This window comes from Marinobacter excellens LAMA 842, from assembly GCF_001574445.1.
Classification (GTDB): Bacteria; Pseudomonadota; Gammaproteobacteria; order Pseudomonadales; family Oleiphilaceae; genus Marinobacter; species Marinobacter shengliensis.
Genome location: NZ_LOCO01000032.1, coordinates 21376 through 43310, shown reverse-complemented (window position 1 = coordinate 43310; position 21935 = coordinate 21376). Strand labels below are relative to the sequence as shown.

The following is a 21935-nucleotide window of genomic DNA, read 5'->3' as shown; positions in this document are numbered from 1 at the left end:
GCGAGTACGGGCGGAAAGTGGTTCCCATCAGACGTCCTGTTGCCGAAAAATTTTCGGTTTATTATGCCAGAAACGAGCTTCTGCCGCGCAGACTCCTAGCTGAGATTAGCGAAGGGAATCACGGTAACGCTTGAGGAAACATGAAAAGCCAAAACAAAAGAATATCGGCCACGGACAACACGGACGTTCACGGACGAAGGAGTAGCTCTTTCCTTGAGCTGTCCGTGTACGTCCGTGTTGTCTGTGGCATAAAGTCTTTTACTTCTTACCGGCGCGCTTACGCTCGTTCTCGGTCAGCAGTTTCTTACGCAGACGGATCGACTTGGGCGTTACCTCTACCAGCTCATCGTCATCAATGAACTCAAGCGCCTGCTCCAGGGTGAACTTGATGGGCGGCACCAGGCCGATCACTTCGTCTTTACCGGAAGCACGCATGTTGTCCAGCTTCTTGCCCTTGGTGGGGTTAACCACCAGGTCGTTGTCGCGGCTGTGGATACCACACAGCTGGCCTTCATAGATCTCCTGACCCGGGTCGAGGAACAGCTTGCCACGGCTCTGCAGGGTTTCCAGCGAGTAGGTCAGCGCGGTACCGGTCGCCATGGAAACGATAACGCCGTTCTGGCGGCTGGTTACGTCACCCATTTTCACCGGGCCGTAGTGGCTGAAGGTGGAAGTCAGGATGCCGGTACCGGAAGTCATGGTCAGGAAGGTGTTCCGGAAACCGATCAGGCCGCGGGCCGGAATGGTGTATTCCAGGCGGATTCGGCCCTTGCCGTCCGGGATCATGTTGGTCATGTCACCCTTACGCAGACCCATCTGTTCCATGATCGCGCCCTGGTGCTGCTCTTCGATGTCGATGATCACGTTTTCGTACGGCTCTTCCTTCTGACCGTTTACTTCCTTGACCACCACTTCCGGACGGCCTACGGCCAGCTCGAAGTTTTCGCGACGCATGTTCTCGATCAGAACCGACAGGTGCAGTTCACCACGGCCAGACACCTTGAACTTGTCAGCCGAGTCGCCTTCTTCAACCCGCAGCGCCACGTTGTGCAGCAGCTCCTTTTCCAGACGCTCTTTGATGTTACGGCTGGTCACGTACTTGCCTTCTTTGCCGGCAAACGGTGAATCGTTTACCTGGAAAGTCATGGATACGGTGGGCTCGTCAACGGTCAGTGCCGGCAGTGCCTCAACATTGGCGGGGTCGCATAAGGTATCAGAGATGTACAGCTGATCCAGACCACTCACGCACACAATGTCGCCAGCCTGCGCTTCTTCAACTTCCACACGCTGCAGGCCTGAATGGCCCATGATCTTCAGGATACGACCATTACGCTTCTTGCCATCGGCGCCAACAGCCACCACCGGAGTGTTGGTTTTAACCTTGCCGCGCATGATGCGGCCAATACCGATAACCCCCAGAAAGCTGTTGTAGTCCAGCTGGGAGATCTGCATCTGGAACGGGCCATCAAGGTCAACCGCCGGAGCCGGCACGTGGTCAACAATCGCCTGGAACACGGCATCCATGTTGTCTTGCAGGTCTTCGTGATCCAGACCGGCAATGCCGTTCAGGGCGCTGGCGTAAACAATCGGGAAATCCAGCTGCTCGTCGGTGGCACCCAGGTTGTCGAACAGGTCGAATACCTGGTCTACAACCCAATCCGGGCGGGCGCCGGGGCGGTCAATCTTGTTTACGACCACAATCGGGCGCAGGCCCGCTGCGAACGCTTTCTGGGTTACAAAGCGGGTTTGCGGCATGGGGCCGTCGATGGAATCCACCACCAGCAGCACACTGTCTACCATGCTCATGACGCGCTCTACTTCGCCGCCAAAATCCGCGTGCCCCGGGGTGTCCACGATGTTGATATTGTAGTCCTTCCATTTAAGGGCAGTATTCTTGGCCAGAATGGTAATGCCACGCTCTTTTTCCTGGTCATTGGAATCCATAACGCGCTCGTTCTCGAGCTCCTTACGGTCCAGAGTGCCAGACTGGCGCAACAACATGTCTACCAGGGTGGTTTTACCGTGGTCAACGTGGGCAATAATGGCAACGTTTCTAAGCTTATCAATCACAACGGGTATCCTGCAGAATTTAGCGGCGAGCAGTATATAGAAAAGTCCATGTCGATAATATGAAGAATAGTGCCTAATATGTAACCAATCGACTAATGCACCGTTATCAGGCAGGATAAGAATCAATGCACCAATAAAGTGCACACATTCAGTGCAACCAATGCCTGTAAGCTGCACTCCGGTGCGCCAGAATCGCCCCAAAGCCTTGCCGCTGCGCTGTTCTGGCGCAAAACCGAAAAACTGGCAAGCCCCTTGCTTATCCTTGTGCAGCCGTAATTGAAAGGTAAGAGCCAACAGCTTCTGTTAAGCTGCCCTGACCTGAAAAAGATCGGGCTTCAGCCCGCTGAACGATCCGGCATAACGAACACGACATCACTACGGAGCATGCACAATGTCCAAGACGATTGATTTGATCAAAGAACACGAAGTGAAATGGATTGACCTGCGCTTCACCGACAGCCGCGGAAAAGAGCAGCACGTCACCCTGCCCGCCACCGAAGCCGATGAAGATTTCTTTGCTGACGGCAAAATGTTTGACGGCTCCTCTATTGCTGGCTGGAAAGGTATCAACGAATCCGACATGATCCTGATGCCGGACGACGAGACCGCCGTACTGGATCCGTTCACCGAAGAAACCACTGTCAACATCACCTGCAACATTGTAGAGCCTTCTACCATGCAGGGTTATGAGCGCGATCCCCGCTCTGTTGCCCGTCGTGCCGAAGAATACCTGAAGTCCACCGGCATCGCCGATGGCGCGCTGTTTGGCCCGGAGCCCGAGTTCTTCGTGTTCGATTCCGTTAAATGGAATGTGGACATGCAAGGCGCGTCTTACCACATTCACTCTGAAGAAGCTGCCTGGGTTTCCGGCGAAGACTTCGATCGCAACAACATCGGCCACCGCCCAGGCGTGAAAGGCGGCTATTTCCCGGTTCCGCCGGTCGACAGCCTGCACGACCTGCGTGGCGCCATGTGTGCCGCCATGGAATCCATGGGCCTGGAAATTGAAGTACACCACCACGAAGTGGGCACCGCTGGCCAGTGTGAAATCGGCGTTGGCGCCAACACCCTGACCCGCAAAGCTGACGAAGTTCAGATTCTGAAGTACTGTGTACACAACGTGGCCCACGCCTACGGCAAAACCGCCACCTTCATGCCCAAGCCGGTGGTTGGTGACAACGGCTCCGGCATGCACGTACACATGTCCCTAAGCAAAGACGGCAAGAACCTGTTCGCCGGCGACAGCTACGCGGGCCTGAGCGAAGCCGCCCTGTACTACATCGGTGGTGTGATCAAGCACGCCAAGGCCATCAACGCCTTCACCAACCCGGCCACCAACAGCTACAAGCGTCTGGTTCCGGGCTATGAAGCACCGGTAATGCTGGCCTACTCTGCCCGCAACCGCTCTGCCTCTATCCGTATCCCGTATGTAAACAGCCCGAAAGCACGTCGTATCGAAGTGCGCTTCCCTGACCCGGCGGCTAACCCGTACCTGGCGTTCGCAGCCCTGATGATGGCCGGCCTGGACGGCATCCAGAACAAGATCCACCCTGGCGATGCCATGGACAAGGATCTGTACGACCTGCCGAAGGAAGAAGCGCTGAACATTCCGAAGGTTGCCGAGACCCTGTCTGAAGCCTTGGACTGCCTGGCAGAAGACCACGAGTTCCTGACCCGTGGCGGCGTGTTCACCGAAGACATGATCGCAGGCTACATCGACCTGAAGCGTGGCGAAGTTGAGAAACTGAACATGACCACTCACCCGGTTGAGTTCCAGCTTTACTACTCCTGCTAATGTAGCGCACCAATATGGTGCAAAGCATTCCAGCCTTAAAGCCCCGCCTCGTGCGGGGCTTTTTTGTGCCGCTTTTCGCAAATCCGACCAAACACCCCGCGCCCTTAACGATATGTAACCAAGGGATTGCCCTCCGGCGTTGAAATGCCCGGAGCCGCCACCGATAATCGAGACAGTTCACTACCGCAGGTTATTGTCATGAAAGCACCGCTCACCCTCGCCACCGGCTTGTTACTGCTGGCCACCGCATCGGTTCACGCTGAGGTTTACCGCCATGTGGATGCTCAGGGCAATGTAACCTTCTCGGACGAGCCCATGCAGGGTGGGGAAGAAATCGAGGTTAAACCGGTAACCACCATCACACTGCCAAAGCCTGACGCGGTGAGAGAAACCGAACAGTTGCTTGAGGAAGTGGAGCGCGAAGGTGCAGCCTATGAGAGCCTTTCCCTGATCTCCCCTGAGAACGACCAGGCCTTCCACAGTGGCAACGGCGACGTCACCTTTGAAGTGCGTAGCACCCCGAGCCTTCGGCGCGGTCATCGCTATGAGGTTACTCTGGACGGCCAACCGGTTGGCCAAAGTACCTCTGGCTCCATCACCGTCCGCAATATTGACCGGGGCACCCATCAGGCGGGTGTTCACATCGTGGATCGCGATGGCATACAGGTAAAAAGCGGCCAGCCAATCACCTTTACCATTCACCGCCCTTCCCGCCTGAACTGACATTTGCGCACCACTTTAGTGCAACTGCACCACGATAAAGCCATACTTTGGGCAGCGAAGGGGCAAAACCCCGGCTGCCTGTAGCGACAAGCTCCCCATCTGCACCAACCTACAGCACCCGGATGCCCTCCGGGCCCCGCTGTGCCCGTACTTAGACCATCATCTTATCTCAGCAGGCAAAACTGGTTCGCTTTTTGCAAAACCGGGGTAACCACCATGAGTTTAAAACGGAAACCAAGCATGTCGTTCCAACCATCCATCTCGCTGGGAAGCGGTTATAAGAGCATTCTGGACAGCCTGACCACGGCCGTTCTGGTGCTGGGAAACGACCTGACCATCCGTTACCTGAACCCCGCCGCCGAAAGTCTGTTTGAAACCAGCATGACCCGTAGCCAGGGCCTGCCCCTGAAAGACGTTCTGCTCGATTCTGCGGACGCCCTGAAAACCCTGTATGCGGCAGCAGGCAATGGCCAATCCTACACCCGGCGAGAAGCAGAGTTCGCTTTACTGAGCGGCTCAAGGCTGACGGTGGACTATTCGGTGACACCCATCAGCCTTGAGCCCATGGAGCTGTTGATCGAGATCCAGCCCCGGGACCGGCTGATGCGCATCAGCCGCGAGGAAGACATCATCTCCCAACAGGAGACCACCCGGATCCTGGTTCGCGGCATGGCCCATGAAATCAAGAACCCATTGGGCGGCATTCGTGGCGCGGCTCAACTGCTTGACCGGGAGCTGAACGATGAAGACCAGCGCGAATACACCCGGGTAATCATTGACGAAGCAGACCGCCTGCGCAGCTTGGTCGATCGTATGCTCGGCCCCAACAAGGCGTTGAAGATTGCACCCACCAATATCCACGAGGTGCTGGAGCGGGTACGTACTCTGGTTGAGGCTGAGAGCAAAGGCCGGGTCCGCCTGAAACGGGATTACGACCCCAGCATCCCCGAGTTCCCGGGCGACAAGGAACAACTGATCCAGGCGTTCCTGAACATCGCCCGCAACGCTATGGAAGCCGCCTTCGAGAACGAAGGCGCCACGCCTTCCGATGTACCGCCGACCATCACTTTCCGTACCCGTGCGCTTCGCCAGTTCACCATCGGCCACCGTCGTCATCGGCTGGTGTGCCGGGCCGACATCATCGATAACGGCCCGGGTATTCCAGCGGATCTTCTGCAGAACATCTTTTATCCCATGATCAGTGGCCGGGCCTCAGGAACCGGCCTTGGCCTTTCCATTACCCAAAGCATCATCGGCCAGCACCGAGGGCTGGTGGAGTGTGAGAGCGAGCCCGGAAGAACCGATTTCATCATCTTCCTGCCTCTGGAGGACAACCAATGAGCCAACCGGCAAACGTCTGGATTATCGACGACGACAAGAGCATTCGCTGGGTGCTGGAACGCGCCCTGAACCAGGCCGGTATGCAGCCGCGCGTCTTTGACAGCGGCGAAAGCATCATGATGCGACTGGAACACGAACAGCCCGATGCCATCGTCAGCGATATCCGCATGCCCGGAGTAGACGGCATCACCCTGCTTTCACAGATTGTCGACAAGCATCCGGATGTGCCGGTGATCATCATGACCGCCCATTCGGACCTGGAAAGTGCGGTTACCAGTTATCAGACCGGTGCCTTCGAATACCTGCCCAAGCCCTTTGATGTGGACGATGCCGTGGCCCTGGTGAAACGCGCTGTGGCCCACAGTCATGAAAAACGGGCCGCCAGCGAACCCCAGGCCGACAGCGCCCAGCGCAATACCGAAATCATCGGTGAAGCTCCGGCCATGCAGGAAGTGTTCAGGGCCATCGGCCGCTTGTCCCACTCCAACATCACGGTGCTGATCAACGGCGAAAGCGGTACCGGTAAGGAGCTGGTTGCCCAGGCCCTGCATAACCACAGCCCGCGGGCCCGTAACCCTTTCATTGCCCTGAATATGGCGGCGATCCCCAAAGACCTGATTGAGTCTGAGCTGTTCGGCCACGAAAAGGGTGCTTTCACCGGTGCCGGTGCCGCCCGCCAGGGGCGGTTTGAACAGGCAAACGGCGGCACCCTGTTTCTGGATGAAATCGGTGATATGCCAGCCGACACCCAGACCCGTCTGCTGCGAGTATTGGCCGATGGCGAATTCTATCGGGTAGGCGGCACCACCCCGATTAAAGTGGATGTGCGTATCATCGCCGCCACTCATCAAGACCTGGAAAAACTGGTCCAGGCAGGTAGCTTCCGGGAAGACTTATTCCACCGCCTGAACGTTATCCGCGTGCATCTGCCCAAGCTGGCGGAGCGGCGGGAAGACATTCCCCGCCTGATGCAGCACTTCCTGAAACGGGCCGCCAAGGAACTGGCGGTAGAGCCCAAGTTGTTGCGCCCGGATGCCGAAGAGTACCTGACCACCCTGCCGTGGCCCGGTAACGTCCGCCAGCTGGAAAACACCTGCCGCTGGCTGACCGTGATGGCCAGCGGGCGCGAGATTCATGTAGATGACCTGCCCCCCGAACTCCTGCACCAGGCGGAAAGTGAGCACAGCGCCACTGGCCAGACCTGGCAGGAAGGCCTGAAAAACTGGGCAGAACAGGAACTGAAGCGCGGCAAGAAGTCGATCCTGGACACCGCCGTACCGGAGTTCGAGAAGATTATGATTGAGGTGGCCCTGAAGCATACCGGCGGGCGCCGCCGGGATGCCTCCGTGCTGCTTGGCTGGGGCAGGAATACGCTGACCCGGAAGATCAATGAGCTCGGCCTGGACCATCCGGAAGGGGAGGAGGATTAACATCCCTCCCCGCCCGTTGGCTATCAGTTAGCGGGCACTTCCCGCCAGTAGATGATGCGGTCGTTGCCCCGGTATACGCCAAACGTGGCGGTAGCGGAGGGGTCTGCTAACACCCCATCGTTGTTCCAATCGTCTTCCAGCCACTCCGGAACATCCCAGGTCAGCAGATCGGTGCCCTGGGTACCAAGAGGTTCCAGGCGCAATGGCCCGGCTGTGCCCTGGTCGAAAACCCCGGAATCCGCAAGCAGCGCATGGTGAGTTTCGGCCGAATCAATATCGGTCGTTGTCCACGTGGTGCAACTGTCCGCATCATGGGTAACAAACCGCCCGCCCTCGAAAGACTCCACCCTGAACGGCATAAACAAGGCCTCCACCGTTTCCGGGCCGTAAACGTTCTCCATGATCAGCCGGCCGTAGCGGATCTCAAAAGAGGCCTCCGGTTCGAAGTCATAGGGGGCCGCCTCGGCCTGAACACCGTCGGTATCCTGAACCGATGTGACGGTAAATTCTAACTGCGGCAAGAATGGCTCTATACGCGTGACCGGGCTCTTCGGATACTCGAACTGATCGTTCGGGTTGAACGAGAACAATATAAGTCCGGGTTCCTGTACGCTGAGTGCGGCCGCCTCCTGAGTGACAGAAAACGCCATTGGGTCGCCATTGGCATCGGTTGCAGCAAGGTCCTCAATGGGAACAAGTGTTGAGACGCCGGCCACCGATAGGCGCCTGAAGCCGTCGAACGTGTAGTTTCGGGTTCGACGGCCCTGTACAGACAACGGCTCAAGCAGCGCGGTGGGCGCCATCAACCAACCGAACGGTTGTCCCGTGTAAGTGAACTGCCCTGCCCCGCACTCCGCTTCAAAGGCGCCTGGGTCCACCGTGACCCGGAAGCGGTCAGGATAGAAGCGCCCGACCGGAGCACTCCGGCCCTGCGGTAGATCCCGCCCAAGATAAGCCCCGGGCGCGGGGCTTGTGAGAAAGCGGAATACCCCCACTTCGGACTGATCTACAGCTACCGTGGTTTGCGCATCAACGGCTCGAGCATGATCGTAACTACCAGGAGAAACCACACCGGTCTCGCCACCGGCAGGGGCCACCAACTCCACCTGTAAAGGAATGCCCGGCAGTTCGAAGTTTGGCGAGACCGGATTACCAGCACAGAAATCCACATCTGTGTCACTCTGCCAACCTGCTGCGGTGATGGTCAGGTCAAAGAATTCCCCTGCCCTGCGGAACAATGGGCAGGTCTCATCACCCTGGGAACAGGACGATGCAGCGGAAACACAAAAGCCGGCGGGCACACTGACAAAGCTGTCCGCGCCGGGCATCAGCAGGCCGGCATCTTCGGTTGCCTCGCTGCCCCGATACAGTGCGTTGAGCTGCATCTGCCCTGCATCCGGATAGATCACATCGATCTCCGCAACGCCATCACCATCAAATGACAAATCAATTCCAGCTGGTGCGGAAGCGTCTATGCCAACCGGCGCCCCATTCACAGACACCGCTCGACTGACGTCTCGGCCACCCGGGCCAGGGTCTACATATTCGGACCAAAACTCCACAGCTTTGGTTTGGTTTGCAAACGCCGGCACACATTGCTGAGTGACATCGTCCTGACGGACCGCCCGCACTTGAACAGGGCCGGAGGGTCGGTGTGAAATCAGATCGGGAAGGTCAAACGCCAGGCCCGATTCAAAGAAGGGCAGGTCGCAATTTGACGCCGACAAGGATCCACCTATCTGGCAAAGTGTCACGGCCTGGGGGCGTGTTGAAGGATTTGATCCAACAACATCGAGCCTCACGGTTCCGGGCGACGTGTTCTGCAACGTCGCCTCCCCGAAGCCATTTACCAACGACACCACGTTTCCACCTTGCCAACCGTTGGCGGGGGCCAGTGTCGCCTGTACCGGGTCGGTGAATAGCTCAGAGCAATCGGCGTTGCCGCATGCTCGAACCTGTATCGTCTCGGGTTGACACGTCAGGGCAACGCCGTCATGAATGATCTCGAAATGGTCTACCTGTTGCCCTACGGGATTCAACTTTAAGGCGCACAGTTCAATGTTTCCCAGCTCATGGATGTTGGTGGAGCCACCAGTGGAACCCGTCAGGGAGAGCAGAAAATTTTCCGGCACCGCAGGCTGGCCGGGCTCCGCCAGCGCATTGAACGGGGCAATAAGCGTCTGGAAATTGTTACCACTTCCGGAAGTATCCCGCTCTACCGACACGATGGCCTGGCCCGCCAGCCTGGAATCAACGGTGATTCGATAGCGCTGGGCCGTGGGGTTAGTACCGGCCTGATCGATGCCCGGCGAAAGCGTGTTGGTGCCTCTCAGGTAACGATAATTGCCCTGATAGGCGCCGCGAATGGCAACGGCGTCTGCCCGGGAACCAGGGCCTCCCTGCCGCCCCTCGGTGGGATTGGAGAAATTCCCAAACTCATCCAGCCCGATCCCGAGCCAACCGCCTGCAAACCCGGGGTCGCCATTATCTCGCTGGGCATACCCCAGTGAACCACCGAAGCTGCCTGGCTGCGGCGTTATTGCAGAATCTGACAACACAATCGCCAGCCCGTCTGCACCACTGCCACCGTAAGCAAAATAGTCGAACTCGAGAATCACCAGATTGTCTGCGCCTGGAATCTCTCGTTGCAGCGTCGCTGCTGTCGACTGATTACTGACGGCTTGGGTCATTCTTAATCGATTGTTGACGACCGAGGGGGTGAAGCTTCCACTGGCCACAGAAGTAACCCAATCGTCCGTAGACAAGCTTCCGCCGTCGAAGTCATCGACAAAACAGGTCAGGCCGTCATTTGGGTCTGTAACCCTGATCAGTATCTCATCCTCGCCAAACGGCTGTTCGCCTCCGCAGAAAAACAGAAAGCAGTTCTGATAGCGAGATTCAAACCGCACTATGTAATCACCCGGTTGATCAAATGTGACCGTTTGAGTTACCGGTGAACGCTCGCATAATGTCGGCGTACTAGTGGATGACTGGACCAATACACCGTTAACCAACCACCGATCATTCCACCTCTGGTTAAAGGTAGACTCAACGTCTGAACACCCCTCCCCCCTGACAGCCAGGGACACAGCGTTCCCAACTTCCACTGCAACCGGTCCAACACTGTCACCATTGGCGGAAAGCTCCACACGTCTGGCACACAGTCCGGCCAACAAGCCCTGCTCAATGCCGCTGTAGTCTGCCACCGGGCCGGTATTGCCGGTGCTGATGCCGCCACCGGCTGCCAGGCCACCCGTGATCACAGCATTATTGCCAACGCTGATCGACCCGGCGGCGTAGAGTAGCCCATTGACCTGGGCGTTGTTCCCCAAGGTCAGGCTACCTCTGGTCACCAATAACAACTGGCCCGGATCACCGCCCGCATTGATTGCAATGTTATTCCCAAAGGCTTGCGAACCATTGATAAAAATCCTTACCTGGGCACCGTCTGCGACATTCAATTGGTACCCATTACCAAGGTTCGCACTACCGAAATAATAGTCTCCGGCGGCCAGTGTCGTGCCTGATACTGGCCATGGATTGTTGGCCCAGGGCACCCCCGAAAGGTCCAAGGTATTTCCGGAAGCCTGCAGGTTGCTGTTGACACCACTGGGAGCACCGAACACATCAGAACATTGGGCCGCCCAAGCTGGCGGCGCTGCCATGAACAACACGAAGAGTACTGCCAGCATGGCCCAGGAGAAGTGGGGGGACCTCATCGTACTCTAACCTCCAGGACTCGTTCCGCGGCATCCGCGCCTGAACCACAGACACCCCTGCTCGTGATTGTGTAGAGCGTGCCCCCGCCGCTGCCCCCCGTACCCCCGGATGGATCCTCTGCGGAACAAGCCAGCAACGCCGAGCAGCTTGAAAGGGATGCCTCGGTGAAATTCAGCACCCAGGAAGCCGGACACGACCGCCCTCCATAGAGGACGTCAGCAACCGCGAGCTGAGCACCGCTTTCTGCGGAGAAAAAGGCACGCTGAGACTGGATTTGCAGACTTACAGCGTTGCTGGAACTTTGTTGCAACTGAGCCATCCCGATGACCAGCAGCGCCAGCACGGTGATAACAAACAGTGCGACCGGCAAACCGGCACCGGCCTGATTGTGAATCGATTGCTCAGGGTACATTGCGAATTTGCACCTCCTGGCTCATTCGAGTGGTCTCGTCACCATTCAGGTTTGCCAACTCAAATTCAAAATTCACAACCGCCGCCCGTTGCAACGAGGGTGGCGTTACTTTTAGGTTGAACGAACCGCCGACCAGGTTGGCACTCATAACCTCCCGAGTTCCACCGGCTCCGTTCAGGGCAGCAGCAGAAGGCTGAGTAGAGCCTGGAGAGTACCCGCTGAATCGATAAAGCCATTGCCCAACCTGACAGACACTGACCGGGCTTGTGATGGCGTAAACGCGTTTTTCCGGTGAGCGCTCGCGAAAACGATGACTGGCGGACAGTTCAATGGTTGTATCACTATCCGCGACCGCAATAATGGCCGGTGAAACCGGCCCAGGATTGGAGGTGCCGTAGAGATCGGACTGGGCCGAGCCGTAGCCGTACACCACCAGCCGGGCACCGGCGGGGACTGCTCGGCCGAAGGGTACTATGCTCACTTCATCAAAGCCTGGGCCTGTTGTCAGGGATTCATAGCCGGTGCCGGCGATTACCGGCAGCCATTCCAGACATTCGCCGTTCTCGCGAACGGACAGGGGAAACGCTTCGCGCACCTCCCGGGTGATTTGCTCACTGATCACCACGCCTTGCAGCGCGCGCTGTTGCCGTTCGCTTACGTCCAGCGCACCACGCGTGGACAGGGCAACAAACTGCACCGAGATGGTGGCCACAATGCCCAACAGCACGATGACCATCACCAGCTCGACCAGGGTGAACCCCTGTTGCCGGCGCATCAGAAATTCCCCCGGTAGGCGCTGAACAGGTAGGTGTTCCCGGAGGGATCGGTAACGGTAATATCGATGCGTTTGGCTTCATGATTGCTCAGGCCCACTTCGGTGCCGGCACAGGCCACCGAAATAGACACCTGAAAATTGTTGTAGCCCGATAACGATTCCTCCTCGCTGTTCTCGGGCGGCGCGTTATTCAGGGTGTGATAATCGTCCACATCGTTGAAGGTACGCCGTGTTTCGCCATCCGGCCCAAGGTTGTTGCAATCCGCGTCGCCGGCATCCACCGCTCCGCCGCCCACAGGGGAATCATGGGCAAAGGATTTGGAGAGGATTTCGTCCATGTAGAGTTGCGACAATGCCACCGCACGGGTCTGATTCAAGGGATCAGCGCTTCGGCCGGTGATCAAGGCAAAGGCACCAACAACGCCGGCGATGGCAATACTGATAATGACAATGGTCATCACCAGCTCCACCAAGGTCGCGCCCTGCTGGCGAACACCGGGGCGCCGGCAAGACCTCATGAACAAGGCCCCTGATACACGGCGCCAAGGGAGCTCAGACACAGGGTAAAGTCACTGTCTCCTGAGATCTGGAATTGGAGACTTTGACCGCTGAACGGTGCCGCCAGGCGCCCCATTCGGTCAAAGTTGATGGTAAACCCGCCGCCAGGAATCGGAGTGAGCCCGGATTGACCGGCTACCTGATACGCCACACTGGCGCCCTCACGGCGGATGGAAAACAGGGAATCCGCCGCCTCGAACTCAAAAGCATTCGAGGTTTGGCGGATGGTTACAGAAGTAGAGGGGTTGCCCGCCAGCGCTGCTTGTTGGGCAAGCAGCGTGGCGGAGGCTAGTTGTTGGGTGGCTAGCAACGGGGAGAAGGCTGAACTTCTGGTGAATAGGCCGACTCCCAACACAGATAGAACGCCTACCAGGAGAATCACCATAATTAACTCGACTAAGGTAAACCCTGTCGTTGCTCTAGCCACCCACATAAAGCTTACTCTTTCGGAAGAAATTGGGCCTTATTACTGAAGTAGCGACTCTGCGCTTATAGCAAACCCATTAGCAACCCGGACTAGGTGCCGTCGTCACAGTGAGTGATGCCGCAGCTGAAGCTGTTGCTTCCGTGTAAGTTGCAACGCATGTTCCTACGGTTATGGTCCCAGCAGTATCATCGTAGACGATTTCGTCTCCATCAAACTGAGCTGCGACAGGTAAGGACGCCAAAGTTGGGAAACCATATGCGATGGCAAGTGTTGGCTCACCATCAATCGCAACGCTTGAGGTTGCCTCGTTCGCAACTCCACGCGCCAATGCAGTTGACCGAACAATACTGATCGAGGATCTTGCTGAACCTACGGCACCCTGGAATACCGCAGCCCGGGCATCCCCACCCAAATCCGCAAACCGCGGCAAAGCAAACGCCGCCAGAATACCCAAAATCACAATCACCATAACCAGTTCGATCAGGGTGAAACCTTTCTGCTTTCTTGACTGAATTGCATTCATCATTGTCATTACCTCTTCTGGGGTCTACTCAAACTCGTTTTTCGATATCAGTTGATGACGGTCACTATGGAGCCGTCAGCGGTGTCGTAGGTGATCGTGCTGTTCTGGCCATCAAGCTGGTACTCGTACTCACATGCGGTTGTGTTGGACACAGCAGCCCAGTACTCCGCGTTGGCGTTAGCGGCCGAGCGCTGGTCGATGGTCGGAGCGTTAGACTGCATCAGACCTCGCCAGATCTGTACGCAGCGCGCCTGGTTTGGTGCAGTGGTCGTTCCGTCAGTTGAGGTGGCCCAACCATCTTCATTAACTGCTACATCGCCGTCGCCAAAACCATCAACCGCACTCACGGCTCCAGTCTGGCCATTCGCCACCCACTGAGCCTTAGCCAAGGCCACACCCGCGCTCAACGCACCAGCGGTACCCTTGATACTCGCCTGATGCGCCTGCTCCGAAAGCTGCGCAAACCTCGGCAGCGCGAAGGCCGCCAGTATCGCCAGGATGGCAATCACCACCACCAGCTCGATCAGGGTGAACCCCTTCTGTTTTTGCCTGCTGTTGTACTGCATCATTCGTCGCCTCTTGCCTGTGATCTGTCGTGTTATCCCGTCAGCGGCTGGCGTCCTGCCCGCTCACTGTGGTTTCTGTCAACGGCACCGGTACCAGTTTCAGGCCGGTTGGCCGCTGTGCTTGCACCCGCAGGTTGTTCCGGCTGCGGTTTGCAAATTCGGTTGTCACTGTCCAGGCGAGGGGTTGGCCGGGTTCTGCGAGCTGCCCTTCAATGGTTATCGGCTGCTTTGGGTTATAAATTAACCAACCTTGGCCATCTTCGCCTGTTTCTTTTTGTTGCCCGGGGCGAAAGCACCAGTCACCTTGCTTCGGCTCCCCTTCGCTGCATTCGCCTGTGTACATGGGCCATTGGTGGTCCAGCCACTCGAAGGGGTTGCGCCCTTCCAGTTCTTCCAGACTGCCCTGCCGGCTCAGCATGGTTTCGGCCCCTTTCACCACCAATGCCGCCCGCAACTGGCTCAAAACCATGTTAACGCTCTGTTGTTCCGCCCGCTGCAGCTCGCCTTCCAGTTTGCCCAGCAACACCCACCAGAGGGTGAACAGCACCAGCAGGGCAACAAACAGCCGCATGCGCCGGGCGTTGGCCAGCCCACTGGCGGAAGACCAGACCGGTTGGCGCACTAGCCGCGCCCCATGGCGGCGGCTCCCAGGTCCCATATGGGCAGGAACACGCCCAGCGCCAATATCAGTACCAGGATGCCCATGGCCACAATCAGGATCGGCTCTATGGATTCCGCCAGCCGTTTCAGGCCGTAGTCCACGTCTTCGTCGTAGAAATCCGCCACGTTGTTGAGCATGTCATCCACCGAGCCGGTTTCCTCGCCCACGGCAATCATCTGCAAAATCAGCGGGGTGAACATTTCGCTTGCGCGTGCGGTGCGCAGCAGGCTTTCGCCGCGCTCGATGCCCAGGCGCATATCCTTAATGTGGTGCGCTATCCAGGCGTTGTCTGTGGCATCGGCGACCACGGTCAAGGCATGGGTCACCGGCATACCGGCTTTCAACATGGTGGCGAAGTTCCGGGCAAACCGGCTGAGGGTAATCAGCTCCAGCAGGGGGCCGATAATCGGGAGCTTCAGTTTGTAGCGGTCCCAGATTTCCCGCCCCTGTTCTGTCTGCTTCCACTGGCGCACGAGCACACCGGCAGCGGCGAAACCAAACAGCATCACATACCAGTAATTGAGCAGGAAGTTAGACGTGCCCACCAAGACCTGGGTCAGGAAGGGCAAGTCGGCCCCCATGCGGCTGAACACCGATGCAAACCGGGGAATGACGAGAAAGTTCACCACCATCAGGGCCGCCAGCAGGGCCACCACCACAAAGGTGGGGTAACGCAGGGCCTGTTTTACCCGGCGTTTGGTGTCCCGTTCCAGTTCCAGGATTTCCGACAGGCGCTTGAACGCGTCATCCAGCATGCCCGTATTTTCGCCCACGTGGATCATGGCGATGAACAGGTCGGAGAACACTTTCGGGTGCGCCTGCATGGCCGTGGCCATGGTATTACCGCCTTCGAGGCGATTGGTGATATCTTCCAGTACCTCCGCCAGCACCGGTGAACGGGAGGTTTCCGCCAACCCGCGCATGGTGCGGATCAGCGGGATGCCCGCTTTGGTGAGCGCGTGCATTTGCCGGCAGAACACAATCAGTTCATCCAACGTTACTTTTTTGCGGAAGATGGCCAGGTTGTTTACCCGGTCCATGCCGGATTGCGTTTGCACCTGTTCCTGAATGGCCAGCGGGGTAATACCACGGCGCATCAGCTCACTGGCCGCCGCATCCACATTGGCGGCGGTCAGTGAACCTTGCTGGACAACACCACGGTTGTCTTTACCCCGGTAGCTGAACTGCATCAGTCATCTACCCCTATGGCGCCGTCGGCTGCCAGGTCATCGCCATTCAGCAACGCCCCCTCAGTGGTAGCAGCTACCCTGGCCACTTCCTGTAAAGACGTTACCCCCTGCAGGGCATAATCCATCGCACACTGGCCCAGAGGGCGGAACAGCGGGCTTCTCCGGGCGGCGCGAGTAAAGTCAGACACATCCTTTCTGCGCAGGGCATCCAGCATGTCTTCGTTCATTTCCAGCATTTCGTACACGCCCACCCGGCCCTTGTAACCGGTATTACTGCATTGGTAGCAGCCACGGCCGTGCACGAAGCCGGCCTCGATATCCAGTGGATCCAGGTCGAAGGACTGCAGCCACACCAGTTCCTGCTCAGAAGGCTGGTAGGTTTCCTTACAGTTATCGCACACTCGGCGCACCAGGCGCTGGGCCACCACGCCCAGCAGGGAGCTGGCCACCAGGAACGGCTCAGCGCCCATGTCGATCAAACGCATGGCACTGCTGATGGAATCGTTGGTATGCAGGGTCGACAGCACCAGGTGGCCGGTCATGGCGGCGCGCAGGCCGATTTCCACGGTTTCGTGGTCCCGCATCTCACCCACCAGGATGATGTCCGGGTCTTGCCGCAGGGCGGAGCGCAACACCGTGGCGAACTCCAGCCCGATTTTCGGGTTTACCTGTACCTGGGTGATGCGCGGCAGCCGGTATTCCACCGGGTCTTCGGCGGTGATGATCTTCACTTCCGCCTTGTTCAGTTCGGTCAGGGCACCGTAGAGGGTGGTGGTTTTACCACTACCAGTGGGGCCGGTGACCAGAATCATGCCATGGGGCTTTTTGATCAGTTTGCGGAAGCGGTCCAGCAGGTGTGGTGGCATGCCGGTGCTTTCCAGATCCAAAGTGCCCTGGCTCTGATCCAGCAAACGCATTACCACCGATTCGCCGTACTGAACCGGCATGGTGGATACCCGCACATCAATGCTGCGGCCTTTCACCCGCACGTTAAAGCGGCCATCCTGGGGCAGGCGCTTCTCGGAAATGTTGAGCCCGGCCATCAGCTTCAGGCGCAGAACAAGCGCTGCATTTACGCGCTTTTCTTTCATCACCTGTTCTTGCAGTACACCATCCACCCGCTGGCGAATGCGCACGACGGTCTCGTCGGGCTCGATATGGATATCCGAGCTTCTGGCCTGTACGGCATCTTCGAACAGGGTCTGCAGCAGTTTGACCACCGGGGCGTCGGCGCTTTCGGATTCGGCGGACAGGTCAGCCAGGTCGAAAGCGTCATCACCCAGTTCGTCTTCCAGCTCTTCCGCCAGGGAGGCGATTTCATCGGTGCGGCGGTAGACCAGATCCAGGGTGTTGAGCAGTTCGCTCTCCCGCACCACCGCCTGTTTGATGGGCTGCTTGAGCACCCGCACCAATTCGTCGTAGGCGAAGATATCCAGCGGGTCGGCCATGCCCACCAGCAACTCCCCGCCCTGTTCCGCCAGCACAATGGCCCGGAACCGGCGCGCCATGGCTTCTGGCAGCTTCTTAACCAGTTCGTTATTGAACTGGTAATGGCGCAGCTGAACAAAGGGCACGTCCAACTGGCGCGAGAGGATGTTGAGCAGGTTGTCTTCGTCGACATAGCCCAGCTCGATGAGCGTTCGGCCAAGCTTGCGACCGGTACTTTTCTGCTCCCGCAGGGCGGTCATCAACTGCTGTTCAGTGATGACATTATTCTGAACCAGCAGGTCGCCTATGCGGATTTTCTTTTTCGGTTCCGTACTCATGATTCCGCCTGCAAAACTGATATGCGTTGCCGCGCGTAGTCCGCCAGTGAAGCAGACATTCCGGGCATGGCCGCAGCCTGTGTATAGGCCTGCAGCGCACTTCGATTGCGCCCACCGGTTTCCAGCGCAATGGCCAGCCCCAGCCACCAGGTGCCCTGGCTGTCGTCGTGGGCGAGCAATTCAGACCAGTGGCCAGCCGATTCATCGGCTGCGCCGGCCTGTTGCAACAAAGTGGCCAGGGTAATGCGATATTCCACCTGTTCAGCTACCGGGGGCACCCGGGCCTGCAAGGTAGCGATCGCCAGGTTCAAATCGCCCAGTGCCAATTGGGCGCGGGCTTTCAGCAATCTCAGGCTGGCATGTTCGTTGGTCACAGAGTCCGGCAGCCATTCCAGGGCACGACCTGGCCTATCCAGGACCAGCATCTCCCGGGCAAAGATCTCCCGGCTTCGGGGAGCCGTTTGACGGGTGGTCAGTTCCGTCAGTGCACGCTCTGCCTCACCATTGCGACCGGTTGCCAGCAAGCTGGCCAAGTCACGACTGGTGCGCAGGTCCACCGCTTCCGGCGTTTCCCGTTGCTGCTTTACCGGTGGTTCCGGCGCACGATCCCCAGTGTTCACCTCCCGCTCAGGGGTTTGTGGCTGCGCTTGCGCCACCTGAATAACCTCGGGCTCGTCCTGGTCCGCCGCGGGCTCCGCATTGGCCGGCTCGGAGCGCTCCGGCGTGGGCTCGGTTACCAACACGATCTCCGCCGTGGATGCACTATCAGGGGTCGACACCTCGGTTTCAGAAGCAGGCTCAACAGGGATCGGTTCGACGATGAACTCTGGCAGGGCGGCTGTCTCCGTGATCTCTTGTGATTCCGGGGCTGCCGAAACCCTGGCGCTATCGGCGACAACGGACTGCTCTTCAGAACTACCTGACAGCATCCACCAGGCACCTACGCCACCCATCAACGCCAGTGCCACCATCAAAACAATGGCAATCGGCATCCCGGACGCCGCCGAATCCCGGGCCACAGGCTGGCCAGTGTAAGTGCCGGCCACACGGGGCGGATTCTGCCGTTCCTCTGCTGCCCTCAGGGCATCATTCAACAAGCTCATCCCCACCTCCGGAACCAGCTAACGGGGCGGGCGCTCTCTGTGTCTTTCACGGCTTGCAGAGCGTGCTTTCTGGCCACCTGCCGGTCTCCCCGCCCCCAGGCCGCCAGCATGGACTTATGGGCCAGGACATTGACCAGCCGGGGGATACCGCCGGATGAACGCCAGATGACCTTTAATGCTGCCGGGGCAAAAATGTCCGCTCCGTTATAGCCGGCCCGGGCCAGGCGATGCCGCAGGTACTGGCCCACGGATTCCTGACCCAGTGGCTGCAATCGGGTCTGAAAGGTGATTCTCTGGCGCAACTGGCGCAGGCTGTCCTTCGCCAGGATGGTATCCAGCTCCGGCTGGCCAAACAGCACAATCTGCAACAACCGGGTGCTTTCGGTTTCCAGGTTGGTCAGCAACCGCAGAGCCTCAATGGTTTCTTCGGGCATGGCCTGGGCTTCATCAATCACCAGTACCGCCGGGCTTTGTTCCATGGCCAGGGCAATCAATCGCTGGTTCAGCGCCTTGAGAATCTGGTGGCCGTTACTACACCCGGCCACGTCGACACCCAGTTCCTCGGCAACCGCCTCATAGAGGGTCTCCGGCGGCAGGTTCGGATTGGGTATGTAAGCCGTGCAGGCGGTCTTATCCAGTTCGTTGAGCAGCAAGCGGCAGAGCAGGGTCTTGCCGGTGCCCACCTCGCCAGTCACCTTGATAAAGCCTTCCCGTTGCTGCAACGCCACCAACAGCAGTTCCAGCGCATCGGCATGGCTGGGCGCCCGGAGGAAATACCGGGTGTTTGGCGTCAATGCGAACGGTGCTTCCTGCAGTCCAAAATGGCTTTCGTACATCAGCGGGGGGCCGTCTCCGCCTGGGGTTTGACCGACTCTGCCGAGTTCAGCAGATCTCTGAGCACGTTCATCCGCTCCCGGCTGGCCTGGACATCCGCCTGCATTTGGCCAGTGTTGGCCACCATGGGCCGTATCAGGATGACGAGTTCGCTCTTGCGGGATTCGAAGCGACGCTGCTTGAACAATTCCCCCACCAGCGGAATATCGCTGAAGAAGGGCACGGCGGAGGTGGTGTCTTCACTGGTGTCCTGAATCAAGCCACCGATCACCACGATCTGCCCGCTTTCTGCCCGAATCACGCTGTCGGTTTCACGCACCGTGCTGCGCGCCAGCGGCAGGGTGACATCACGCTCGCCAATGGTGATGACCTTTTCCTGGTCATTCACTTCGCTGACTGATGGATGCACATGCAGTGTTATCGCGCCGCTGTCGGAAATCTGCGGGGTAACGTCCAGGGAAATGCCGGAGAAGAACGGCGTCAACTCAACCGAAGTGGAGGTTCTGTCGGTGGCGGTCACCGCCGAGTTGTTATCATTGAAATCAATATCGGTGACGAAGAACTCGTCGGTACCTACCTTGATGACGGCTTTCTGGTTGTTGATGGTGGAGATGCGCGGGCTAGACAGAATCTGCACATTGCCCTGCTGACCCAACAGCTGAATAAGACCGGTGAAATCGCCGGCGCTCACCGTGGCGGAGAACAGCCCGCCAATATCCGGGGTGCGGATCGGCTGACCCGCCAGCGACTGGGCCGTGAAATAATCGGCACGACCGGCGGAGCTCTGGACGTCAGCCCAGTTGATGCCCTGCTGGTAGCCCTCGTTCAGGGTAACCTCCAGTATTTTCGCTTCCAGAACAACCTGACGCTGCATGATCAGTTCAGTCCGGCGCAGGTAATCCTCCACCATCCGCAAATCGTCAGAGCCCGCCCGGACCATCACCAGGCCCGCGCCAGCGTTAACCACTACCTGGCCATCATTACCCACGATCATAGCCACCGTCTGGCGAATATCCCGCCAGAAGTCAGACTCGGTATCGGTCGAGATGGTGGTGCCCACCAGGTTTCGGGTTTCATTACCGGTATTGGAATTGGAGTTTGAGTTGGAAGCACCGTTGCCACTGCCCCGGGCGCTGCTGACCTGGCCCGAACTGACACGGGTTTCTGAGCCACCGCGGCGTTTGAAATGCAGGTAGTCAATGGGGAAAAGTCTTGTCTGTATCCGGTCTTCCGCCACCCGAAACAGCCGGCCATTACGCTGGATATCCAGACCGTATAAATCCGCAGCAATCTCCATGACTTCCGGGACGGTGACATCGCTCAGGCGCAGATCAACCGGTGTCGTAACGCCCGGATGGACCACCACGTTATAGCGGGTACCCTCCACCAGCGCTTCAAAGAAGCTGGAGGCTGGAACGCCGCGGGCATTCACATCAAAACGCTCGTCCTGCTCCTGCGCACTGGACAGGGGCGGTAGCAACTGACTGCTGATTTCCGCGGCTGATACAGGAGCAGGATCACCGGATGCGGAGCCCGAGGCAGGGGTTTGCCGCTCGGCTTCGGCCAGCGCCTGGTCAATCTGATCGGCAACGTCTGTTGATGTGGCGGCAGACGTCCGCATCAACGGGTTATTGGCGCAGGCAACCAGTGTGAGTGAGAGCATGGCAGCTGCGAGAGGTCTGAGTGTTGTCATCATGGTCCGACTGTCTGTCATGGTGTTCTCCGCACCTGCGGGAGCGGGTCCGGATACAGGGTTCTGGGTTGGCCGCGATCTGTTACTTCTACCCGATCTTTGAAGATACGGCGCACACGTATGTTGTCATGGCTGTCGCCCTCTTTCAGGGCTACACCCTCAATGACGGCAATCCGCCGCTCCTTGCCCAGGAGGATCGAGCCCAGCCGAATTTCCCGGGCCGGCGATGCCACCACCGGCTGCGAGTCAGCACCGGGAGGTCGGGTCGGGTCTTGCAAGGCATAGGCCTGGAGCGACCCAAGTGACACCAACGTCATCATCAAATATCTGAACAAAGGATGTGCCATC

At 58.3% G+C, this 21935-nt stretch carries 18 protein-coding genes; 4 read left to right on the top strand and 14 right to left on the bottom strand.

Annotated features, from left to right (window positions below):
- Nucleotides 1-258: 258 nt before the first annotated feature.
- Nucleotides 259-2070, bottom strand: a complete 1812-nt coding sequence (gene typA, locus J122_RS18645; RefSeq protein WP_061333590.1) for a translational GTPase TypA — start codon at nucleotides 2068-2070, stop codon at nucleotides 259-261.
- Nucleotides 2071-2461: 391 nt separating this feature from the next.
- Between typA and glnA the strand changes: the two genes are divergently transcribed.
- The 4 genes from glnA (at nucleotide 2462) to ntrC (ending at nucleotide 7359) form a co-directional block, all read left to right on the top strand.
- Nucleotides 2462-3865 (top strand): glutamate--ammonia ligase, encoded by a 1404-nt coding sequence (gene glnA / locus J122_RS18640; protein ID WP_061333589.1) that lies wholly within the window; start codon nucleotides 2462-2464, stop codon nucleotides 3863-3865.
- 198 nt (nucleotides 3866-4063) lie between these two features.
- Nucleotides 4064-4588, top strand: a complete 525-nt coding sequence (locus J122_RS18635; protein WP_061333595.1) for a DUF4124 domain-containing protein — start codon at nucleotides 4064-4066, stop codon at nucleotides 4586-4588.
- 240 nt (nucleotides 4589-4828) lie between these two features.
- The gene (gene glnL, locus J122_RS18630) at nucleotides 4829-5929 is read left to right on the top strand and encodes a nitrogen regulation protein NR(II) (RefSeq protein ID WP_156471785.1); all 1101 of its coding nucleotides are present in this window, start codon (nucleotides 4829-4831) and stop codon (nucleotides 5927-5929) included.
- A complete protein-coding gene (ntrC, locus tag J122_RS18625; RefSeq protein WP_061333588.1) occupies nucleotides 5926-7359 on the top strand; it encodes a nitrogen regulation protein NR(I) in 1434 nt (477 codons plus the stop codon). Before glnL ends, ntrC begins: the two co-directional genes overlap by 4 nt.
- A 23-nt stretch (nucleotides 7360-7382) precedes the next feature.
- Here ntrC and J122_RS18620 read toward each other — a convergent pair whose 3' ends face one another.
- The 13 genes from J122_RS18620 to J122_RS18555 form a co-directional block, all read right to left on the bottom strand.
- Complete coding sequence (locus J122_RS18620) at nucleotides 7383-11078, bottom strand: DUF6701 domain-containing protein (RefSeq protein ID WP_061333587.1); 3696 nt, start codon at nucleotides 11076-11078, stop codon at nucleotides 7383-7385.
- Nucleotides 11079-11480: 402 nt separating this feature from the next.
- The gene (locus J122_RS18610; RefSeq protein ID WP_061333585.1) at nucleotides 11481-12266 is read right to left on the bottom strand and encodes a type II secretion system protein J; all 786 of its coding nucleotides are present in this window, start codon (nucleotides 12264-12266) and stop codon (nucleotides 11481-11483) included.
- Nucleotides 12266-12784, bottom strand: coding sequence for a prepilin-type N-terminal cleavage/methylation domain-containing protein (locus J122_RS18605; protein ID WP_061333584.1), 519 nt, complete (start codon nucleotides 12782-12784; stop codon nucleotides 12266-12268). Before J122_RS18605 ends, J122_RS18610 begins: the two co-directional genes overlap by 1 nt.
- Nucleotides 12781-13209: a type II secretion system protein gene (locus tag J122_RS18600; RefSeq protein WP_413772227.1), complete on the bottom strand. Its 429-nt coding sequence runs from the start codon at nucleotides 13207-13209 to the stop codon at nucleotides 12781-12783. Before J122_RS18600 ends, J122_RS18605 begins: the two co-directional genes overlap by 4 nt.
- A 118-nt stretch (nucleotides 13210-13327) precedes the next feature.
- A complete protein-coding gene (locus tag J122_RS27015; RefSeq protein WP_319822991.1) occupies nucleotides 13328-13777 on the bottom strand; it encodes a type II secretion system protein in 450 nt (149 codons plus the stop codon).
- 44 nt (nucleotides 13778-13821) lie between these two features.
- Complete coding sequence (locus J122_RS25960; protein ID WP_061333581.1) at nucleotides 13822-14343, bottom strand: prepilin-type N-terminal cleavage/methylation domain-containing protein; 522 nt, start codon at nucleotides 14341-14343, stop codon at nucleotides 13822-13824.
- A gap of 37 nt (nucleotides 14344-14380) precedes the next feature.
- Nucleotides 14381-14962 (bottom strand): hypothetical protein, encoded by a 582-nt coding sequence (locus tag J122_RS18585; RefSeq protein WP_227510294.1) that lies wholly within the window; start codon nucleotides 14960-14962, stop codon nucleotides 14381-14383.
- Nucleotides 14962-16191 carry a type II secretion system F family protein gene (locus J122_RS18580; protein ID WP_058090017.1) on the bottom strand — a complete coding sequence of 410 codons (1230 nt, stop codon included), beginning with the start codon at nucleotides 16189-16191 and terminating at the stop codon, nucleotides 14962-14964. The genes J122_RS18585 and J122_RS18580 overlap by 1 nt, the downstream gene beginning before the upstream one ends.
- The gene (locus tag J122_RS18575; RefSeq protein WP_061333580.1) at nucleotides 16191-17957 is read right to left on the bottom strand and encodes a GspE/PulE family protein; all 1767 of its coding nucleotides are present in this window, start codon (nucleotides 17955-17957) and stop codon (nucleotides 16191-16193) included. Before J122_RS18575 ends, J122_RS18580 begins: the two co-directional genes overlap by 1 nt.
- Nucleotides 17954-19060, bottom strand: coding sequence for a hypothetical protein (locus J122_RS18570; protein ID WP_061333579.1), 1107 nt, complete (start codon nucleotides 19058-19060; stop codon nucleotides 17954-17956). Before J122_RS18570 ends, J122_RS18575 begins: the two co-directional genes overlap by 4 nt.
- A complete protein-coding gene (locus J122_RS18565; RefSeq protein ID WP_061333578.1) occupies nucleotides 19057-19896 on the bottom strand; it encodes an ExeA family protein in 840 nt (279 codons plus the stop codon). The genes J122_RS18570 and J122_RS18565 overlap by 4 nt, the downstream gene beginning before the upstream one ends.
- Nucleotides 19896-21608 carry a pilus (MSHA type) biogenesis protein MshL gene (gene mshL, locus J122_RS18560; RefSeq protein WP_061333577.1) on the bottom strand — a complete coding sequence of 571 codons (1713 nt, stop codon included), beginning with the start codon at nucleotides 21606-21608 and terminating at the stop codon, nucleotides 19896-19898. Before mshL ends, J122_RS18565 begins: the two co-directional genes overlap by 1 nt.
- A complete protein-coding gene (locus J122_RS18555; protein ID WP_061333576.1) occupies nucleotides 21605-21934 on the bottom strand; it encodes a hypothetical protein in 330 nt (109 codons plus the stop codon). The genes mshL and J122_RS18555 overlap by 4 nt, the downstream gene beginning before the upstream one ends.
- Between the last annotated feature and the right edge of the window lies 1 nt (nucleotide 21935).

Excerpts from the sequence above, each read along its gene's own strand:
- J122_RS18620 (WP_061333587.1), bottom strand. The coding sequence starts at position 11,078 with ATGAGGTCCCCCCACTTCTCCTGGGCCATGCTGGCAGTACTCTTCGTG.
- mshL (WP_061333577.1), bottom strand. The coding sequence starts at position 21,608 with ATGACAGACAGTCGGACCATGATGACAACACTCAGACCTCTCGCAGCT.
- J122_RS18575 (WP_061333580.1), bottom strand. The coding sequence starts at position 17,957 with ATGAGTACGGAACCGAAAAAGAAAATCCGCATAGGCGACCTGCTGGTT.
- glnA (WP_061333589.1), top strand. The coding sequence starts at position 2,462 with ATGTCCAAGACGATTGATTTGATCAAAGAACACGAAGTGAAATGGATT.
- J122_RS25960 (WP_061333581.1), bottom strand. The coding sequence starts at position 14,343 with ATGATGCAGTACAACAGCAGGCAAAAACAGAAGGGGTTCACCCTGATC.
- J122_RS18610 (WP_061333585.1), bottom strand. The coding sequence starts at position 12,266 with ATGCGCCGGCAACAGGGGTTCACCCTGGTCGAGCTGGTGATGGTCATC.
- ntrC (WP_061333588.1), top strand. The coding sequence starts at position 5,926 with ATGAGCCAACCGGCAAACGTCTGGATTATCGACGACGACAAGAGCATT.
- glnL (WP_156471785.1), top strand. The coding sequence starts at position 4,829 with ATGTCGTTCCAACCATCCATCTCGCTGGGAAGCGGTTATAAGAGCATT.
- J122_RS18580 (WP_058090017.1), bottom strand. The coding sequence starts at position 16,191 with ATGCAGTTCAGCTACCGGGGTAAAGACAACCGTGGTGTTGTCCAGCAA.
- J122_RS27015 (WP_319822991.1), bottom strand. The coding sequence starts at position 13,777 with ATGATGAATGCAATTCAGTCAAGAAAGCAGAAAGGTTTCACCCTGATC.
- J122_RS18635 (WP_061333595.1), top strand. The coding sequence starts at position 4,064 with ATGAAAGCACCGCTCACCCTCGCCACCGGCTTGTTACTGCTGGCCACC.
- J122_RS18605 (WP_061333584.1), bottom strand. The coding sequence starts at position 12,784 with ATGAGGTCTTGCCGGCGCCCCGGTGTTCGCCAGCAGGGCGCGACCTTG.
- J122_RS18555 (WP_061333576.1), bottom strand. The coding sequence starts at position 21,934 with ATGGCACATCCTTTGTTCAGATATTTGATGATGACGTTGGTGTCACTT.
- J122_RS18570 (WP_061333579.1), bottom strand. The coding sequence starts at position 19,060 with ATGAGCTTGTTGAATGATGCCCTGAGGGCAGCAGAGGAACGGCAGAAT.
- J122_RS18565 (WP_061333578.1), bottom strand. The coding sequence starts at position 19,896 with ATGTACGAAAGCCATTTTGGACTGCAGGAAGCACCGTTCGCATTGACG.
- J122_RS18600 (WP_413772227.1), bottom strand. The coding sequence starts at position 13,209 with ATGGTGATTCTCCTGGTAGGCGTTCTATCTGTGTTGGGAGTCGGCCTA.